This is a genomic window from Erythrobacter sp., from assembly GCF_023653175.1.
In the GTDB taxonomy this organism is placed as follows: domain Bacteria; phylum Pseudomonadota; class Alphaproteobacteria; order Sphingomonadales; family Sphingomonadaceae; genus Erythrobacter.
In genome coordinates, this window is record NZ_JAMNXL010000229.1 from 1 (window position 1) to 4,787 (window position 4,787).

Sequence of the window (4,787 nt, forward strand, 5' to 3'; positions counted from 1 at the left end):
AAGTGGCTGGCGATCGCCTTCGTGGCGCTTTCGATCCTGCTCGCCGCGCTCGCCGCGCGCGAGAACAGCGGCGGTACAGTCACCTCGACGCTCGATCGCAACGCGCCGGGCGCAGCCGCGCCAGCCAAGCCCGATCTGCTGGCCGATCCGGTGGTGCCGGCGCCGGCTGCCCCGGCCGAGCAGGCACCGGCCGAGCCCGCCCCCGCGGCGCCCGCCAAGCAGTAACGCTGCGCTGCCCGGGACAAGGCCCGCGCCCTTGCCGGGCGCGCGCCGTGGCGTTCCCGCTTACCGACACTGTGGATGGTGCCCGCGTAAGGGCCGCAATTCGCTTGCCCCGAATCCCTCTCGACGCTTAAGGCCCAACTCCCATGGCGCGGTTCATTTTCATCACCGGCGGCGTGGTCTCCTCGCTCGGCAAAGGTCTCATGGCAGCCTCTCTGGCGGCCCTCCTGCAGGCGCGCGGCTATAAGGTCCGCATCCGCAAGTTCGACCCCTATCTCAACGTCGATCCGGGCACGATGAGCCCCTATCAGCACGGTGAGGTCTATGTCACCGACGACGGGGCCGAGACCGATCTCGACCTCGGGCATTACGAACGCTTCACCGGCGTTTCGGCGAGCCAAGCCGATAACATCACCTCGGGCCGAGTCTATCGCGACATCATCGCCAAGGAACGGCGCGGCGACTACCTCGGGGCGACAGTGCAGGTAATCCCGCACGTCACCGACGCAATCAAGGAATTCGCGCTCGCCGACCAGGGCGACAATGACTTCATCCTGTGCGAGATCGGCGGGACGGTGGGCGACATCGAATCCCTGCCCTTCATGGAAGCGATCCGCCAGCTCAGGAACGAGCTCGAGCCGTTCCAGACGGTCAGCGTCCATGTCACGCTGGTGCCCTATATCAAGGCTGCGGGCGAGTTGAAGACCAAGCCCACCCAGCACTCGGTGCGCGAGCTGGCGGCGCTCGGGATCAAGCCCGACATCCTGCTGTGCCGTGCCGAGCATCCCATCCCCGACAGCGACCGCCGCAAGATCGCGCAGTTTTGCAACGTGCGCGCTGAAGCGGTGATCCCGGCGCTCGACGCGCCCTCGATCTACTCGGTGCCCGAGCAGTATCACGCCGAGGGCCTCGACCGCGAGGTGCTGCGCGCCTTCGGCATCACCGATGCGCCCGAGCCCGACCTGTCGGCTTGGAAGGACGTGACCGAGCGGCATTTCAATCCCGAGGGCGAGGTCACCATCGCGGTGGTGGGCAAGTATGTGGGCCTGCCCGATGCCTACAAGAGCCTCAACGAGGCGCTGGTACATGGCGGGCTCGCCAACCGGGTCAAGGTCAACATCCGCTGGATCGACGCCGAAATTTTCGAAGGTGACGACGACAGCCAGATCATCGCCCAATTGGAGCCCATGCACGGCATCCTTGTGCCTGGCGGCTTCGGCGAACGCGGGAGCGAGGGCAAGATCTCGGCAGTGCGCTTTGCTCGTGAACGCGATGTCCCCTTTTTCGGCATCTGTCTCGGCATGCAGATGGCCTGCATCGAGGGCGCGCGTGCGGCGGGCTTCGACAAGGCGACCTCGACCGAATTCGGCCCGACCGACACTCCGGTTGTAGGCATCATCACCGAGTGGATGACCAAGGAGGGGCTCCAGCAGCGCGAAGAGGGCGGGGATCTTGGCGGTACGATGCGCCTTGGGGCCTATCCGGCCAAGCTCAGCCCCAACAGCCATACCTCACAGATCTACGGCGGGGCGGAGGTCATTTCCGAGCGCCACCGTCACCGCTACGAGGTCAACAGCGCCTTCATCGAGCCGTTGGAAAAGCAGGGCCTGATTTTCTCGGGGATGAGTCCCGACGGGCTGCTGCCGGAGATCGTCGAGCGGCCGGACCATCCGTGGTTCGTGGGCGTGCAGTTCCACCCGGAGCTGAAGTCGCGCCCCTTCGATCCGCACCCGCTGTTTGCCGGCTTTATCGCCGCTGCGCTCGAACAGTCGCGCCTCGTCTGAGGCGTCGGAGCGATTCGCGCCCGAGCCCAAGCTTCGGGCGGCGGCGCGGGAATTTGTTGATACTTGCTACGCGCAATGTGCCCCTGTCACTTTTCGTAGGCAGGCAGGGCAGCTGCACCCGGGACGCTCTCCGGCGTGCCAGCAAGGCTTAGATGCCCTCTGCAATCCTTTGTTTCCCAAGCCGGACTTGCCGTGTCGCTTCCATACAAGTTTTGCAGATTGGCCTTGCGTAACGTTGGCATTCCGCATTAGACGCGGGTCTGGTTTTCACGGTTTTCTAGGGACTCACGCGTTAGTCGATACGGATTGTCGGTCGTAGAGAGCGGCAATTCGGAAGTGGCGGAGCGGCGTGAATTCTGCGATAACAGCTTGGCTGATCTTGTCCGTCTTCTGCGACCCGGACGGATAGGATCAGCCGAGGCGACGCAAGTCGCGGGGGCGGATCGCAAGATCCGCCCCCTTTTAGTTTTCAGCTCCGGTTAAGGAAGCGCTCAGGCGGCGCTGGCGGTGTCTTGCGCGTCGCCTTCGCCCGTGGTGGTCGGCACCGCGGCCAGAGTCGCCGTCCCGCCGATCGCGATCTTGCGCGGCTTCATCGCATCGGGAACCTCGCGCACCAGATCGATGATCAGCAGGCCATCGGCCAGATCGGCCCGCTCGACCCGCACGAAATCAGCCAGCTCGAAGCGGCGCTCGAAGCCGCGGTTGGCGATCCCGACATGGATCAGCTCGGCACCGTCCTCGGTTTCCTCACGCTTCCTGCCCTGCACGACCAGCAGGTTCTGCTGCGCGGTGATATCGATATCACCGGCGCGGAAACCCGCCACGGCCAGCGTGATGCGGTAATTGTCCTCGCCCCGGCGCGAGATGTTGAAGGGAGGGTAGTTGTCGCCCGCATTGAGCCGCGCCTGGTTCTCGAGCAGGTCGAACAGGCGGTCGAAGCCCACGGTGGAGCGGCGGTAGGGGGTGAAATCGAAACGCGACATATGCAAATCCTCTTGATGAGCGATTTTCCGTCTGACGCGGGCCTGCCGGAAGCAGCGCCCGCCGTGCCGCCCGACGCTTCCCGAGACTGGCGAAACGCGGCGACTATCCCTATCTGGTTTTTGCGCGTTAGCTTTCAAGAGGGACAAAATGGCCGCCCCGCAAATCGACATCTATACCAAATTCGCCTGTCCCTTTTGCGTGCGCGCCAAGCGCCTGCTTAAAGAGAAGGGCGCGGTCTTCACCGAGCATGACATCACGCTTGGCGGGCCCGGGCGCGAGGAAATGCTCGCCCGCGCACCGAACGCGATGACCGTGCCGCAAATCTTCATCGGCGAAGTTCACGTGGGCGGGAGCGACGATCTTGCCGCGCTCGAACGCACAGGCAAGCTCGACGCGCTTCTGGCGGGCTGATGACGCGGATCGCCGTTCTCCAGATGACTTCGGGGGTCGACCCCGAGGCCAATTTCGCGACCATTGCCGAGGCCGCGCGTGCGGCGGCAGGCGAGGGGGCGGGTATGCTCTTCACCCCCGAGATGTCGCTGCTGCTCGACCGCAACCGGGCCCGCGCGGCGGCGCATATCGCGGCGCAAGGCCAGACACCCTTCGTGCCGCGCCTTGCTGCGCTTGCCGCAGAGACGGGCGTGACCATTGCTGTGGGCTCGATGGCGGTGCGGCATGAGACGGGCGACAAGAATGCCAACCGCTCGATGGTCTTTGCGCCGGGTGCGGGCGAGCCTGTCACCTACGACAAGATCCACATGTTCGACGTCGACCTCGCGGGCGGCGAAAGCTGGCGCGAGAGCAACGCCTATGAGGCCGGGCGCGGTGTGGTGACGGTGGAGAACACGCCGGTCGGACGGCTTGGCCTTACCGTTTGCTACGATCTCAGGTTCCCCGCACTGTTCGGCGCGCTGGGCGATCGCGCCTGCGATGCCATCGCCGTGCCCGCCGCTTTCACCCGGCCCACCGGCGCCGCCCACTGGCACGTGATGCTGCGCGCCCGCGCGATCGAGGCGCAGGCCTTCGTGGTCGCCGCCGCGCAGGTTGGCCACCACGAGGACGGGCGCGAGACCTATGGCCATAGCCTCGTGGTCGATCCCTGGGGCGAGGTACTGCTCGACATGGGGGGCGAGGCAGCGGGTCTGGCGTTCTGCGACATCGACCTTGGCCGCATCGTCGCAGTGCGTGCGCAGGTCCCGGCTCTTGCCAACCGCCGGGAAATCTCCAATTCCTGATTTGCCATGATCGTTTACGACCTCGCTTGTATTGAAGGCCATCGCTTCGAAGGTTGGTTTGGCTCCTCTGCCGATTACGAAGATCAGCGCACGCGGGGGCTGCTCGCGTGCCCGACCTGCGGCATGTCCGATGTGAGCAAGGCCCCGATGGCCCCGGCAGTGCCCGCCAAGGGCAACAGCCGTCAGGAGGTGCTCCCACCGGAGGCGCCGCGGCCGATGGCCAATACGCCGATGTCGCCGCAGGTGCAGCAAGCGCTGGCGGCGCTGGCGAAGGCGCAGGCCGAGGCGCTCAAGAACTCGACCTGGGTCGGCGACAGGTTCGCCGAGGAAACCCGCAAGATGCACTATGGCGAGCGCGACGAGGCCCCGATCCACGGGCAGGCGAGCCTCGCCGAGGCCAAGGCGCTGATCGAGGAGGGCGTGGCCGTAGCGCTGCTGCCGTTCCCTGTGGCGCCGCCCGACAAACTGAATTGATTGGTAAGCCCGCCCTGCTATTGGAGGCAGCGGGACCCCGTAGCTCAGCCGGATAGAGCACCAGATTCCTAATCTGGGGGCCGCGCGT

The 4,787-nt window shown here is 65.6% G+C and carries 5 protein-coding genes and 1 pseudogene; 5 read left to right on the top strand and 1 reads right to left on the bottom strand.

The features are described from left to right. A pseudogene (locus NBV68_RS17710) lies at positions 1-225 on the top strand (preprotein translocase subunit SecG); the annotation flags it as partial. A gap of 143 nt (positions 226-368) precedes the next feature. After that, the gene (locus NBV68_RS17715; protein ID WP_296312444.1) at positions 369-2,006 is read left to right on the top strand and encodes a CTP synthase; all 1,638 of its coding nucleotides are present in this window, start codon (positions 369-371) and stop codon (positions 2,004-2,006) included. Positions 2,007-2,497: 491 nt separating this feature from the next. Here NBV68_RS17715 and NBV68_RS17720 read toward each other — a convergent pair whose 3' ends face one another. Further along, positions 2,498-2,989 (bottom strand): Hsp20 family protein, encoded by a 492-nt coding sequence (locus tag NBV68_RS17720; RefSeq protein ID WP_296312447.1) that lies wholly within the window; start codon positions 2,987-2,989, stop codon positions 2,498-2,500. 148 nt (positions 2,990-3,137) lie between these two features. Here NBV68_RS17720 and grxC point away from each other — a divergent pair, with 148 nt between their 5' ends. Genes grxC through NBV68_RS17735 form a run of 3 tightly spaced genes read left to right on the top strand, consistent with a single transcriptional unit; the run spans position 3,138 to position 4,699 of the window. Continuing rightward, the gene (gene grxC / locus NBV68_RS17725; RefSeq protein WP_296312449.1) at positions 3,138-3,401 is read left to right on the top strand and encodes a glutaredoxin 3; all 264 of its coding nucleotides are present in this window, start codon (positions 3,138-3,140) and stop codon (positions 3,399-3,401) included. Further along, the gene (locus tag NBV68_RS17730; protein ID WP_296312450.1) at positions 3,401-4,225 is read left to right on the top strand and encodes a nitrilase-related carbon-nitrogen hydrolase; all 825 of its coding nucleotides are present in this window, start codon (positions 3,401-3,403) and stop codon (positions 4,223-4,225) included. The genes grxC and NBV68_RS17730 overlap by 1 nt, the downstream gene beginning before the upstream one ends. Before the next feature lie 6 nt (positions 4,226-4,231). After that, a complete protein-coding gene (locus tag NBV68_RS17735; protein WP_296312452.1) occupies positions 4,232-4,699 on the top strand; it encodes a DUF1178 family protein in 468 nt (155 codons plus the stop codon). Positions 4,700-4,787: the final 88 nt, after the last annotated feature.

Bases quoted from the DNA above. Each gene is read 5' to 3' on its own strand.
- NBV68_RS17730 (WP_296312450.1), top strand. From the start codon at position 3,401: ATGACGCGGATCGCCGTTCTCCAGATGACTTCGGGGGTCGACCCCGAG.
- NBV68_RS17735 (WP_296312452.1), top strand. From the start codon at position 4,232: ATGATCGTTTACGACCTCGCTTGTATTGAAGGCCATCGCTTCGAAGGT.
- grxC (WP_296312449.1), top strand. From the start codon at position 3,138: ATGGCCGCCCCGCAAATCGACATCTATACCAAATTCGCCTGTCCCTTT.
- NBV68_RS17720 (WP_296312447.1), bottom strand. From the start codon at position 2,989: ATGTCGCGTTTCGATTTCACCCCCTACCGCCGCTCCACCGTGGGCTTC.
- NBV68_RS17715 (WP_296312444.1), top strand. From the start codon at position 369: ATGGCGCGGTTCATTTTCATCACCGGCGGCGTGGTCTCCTCGCTCGGC.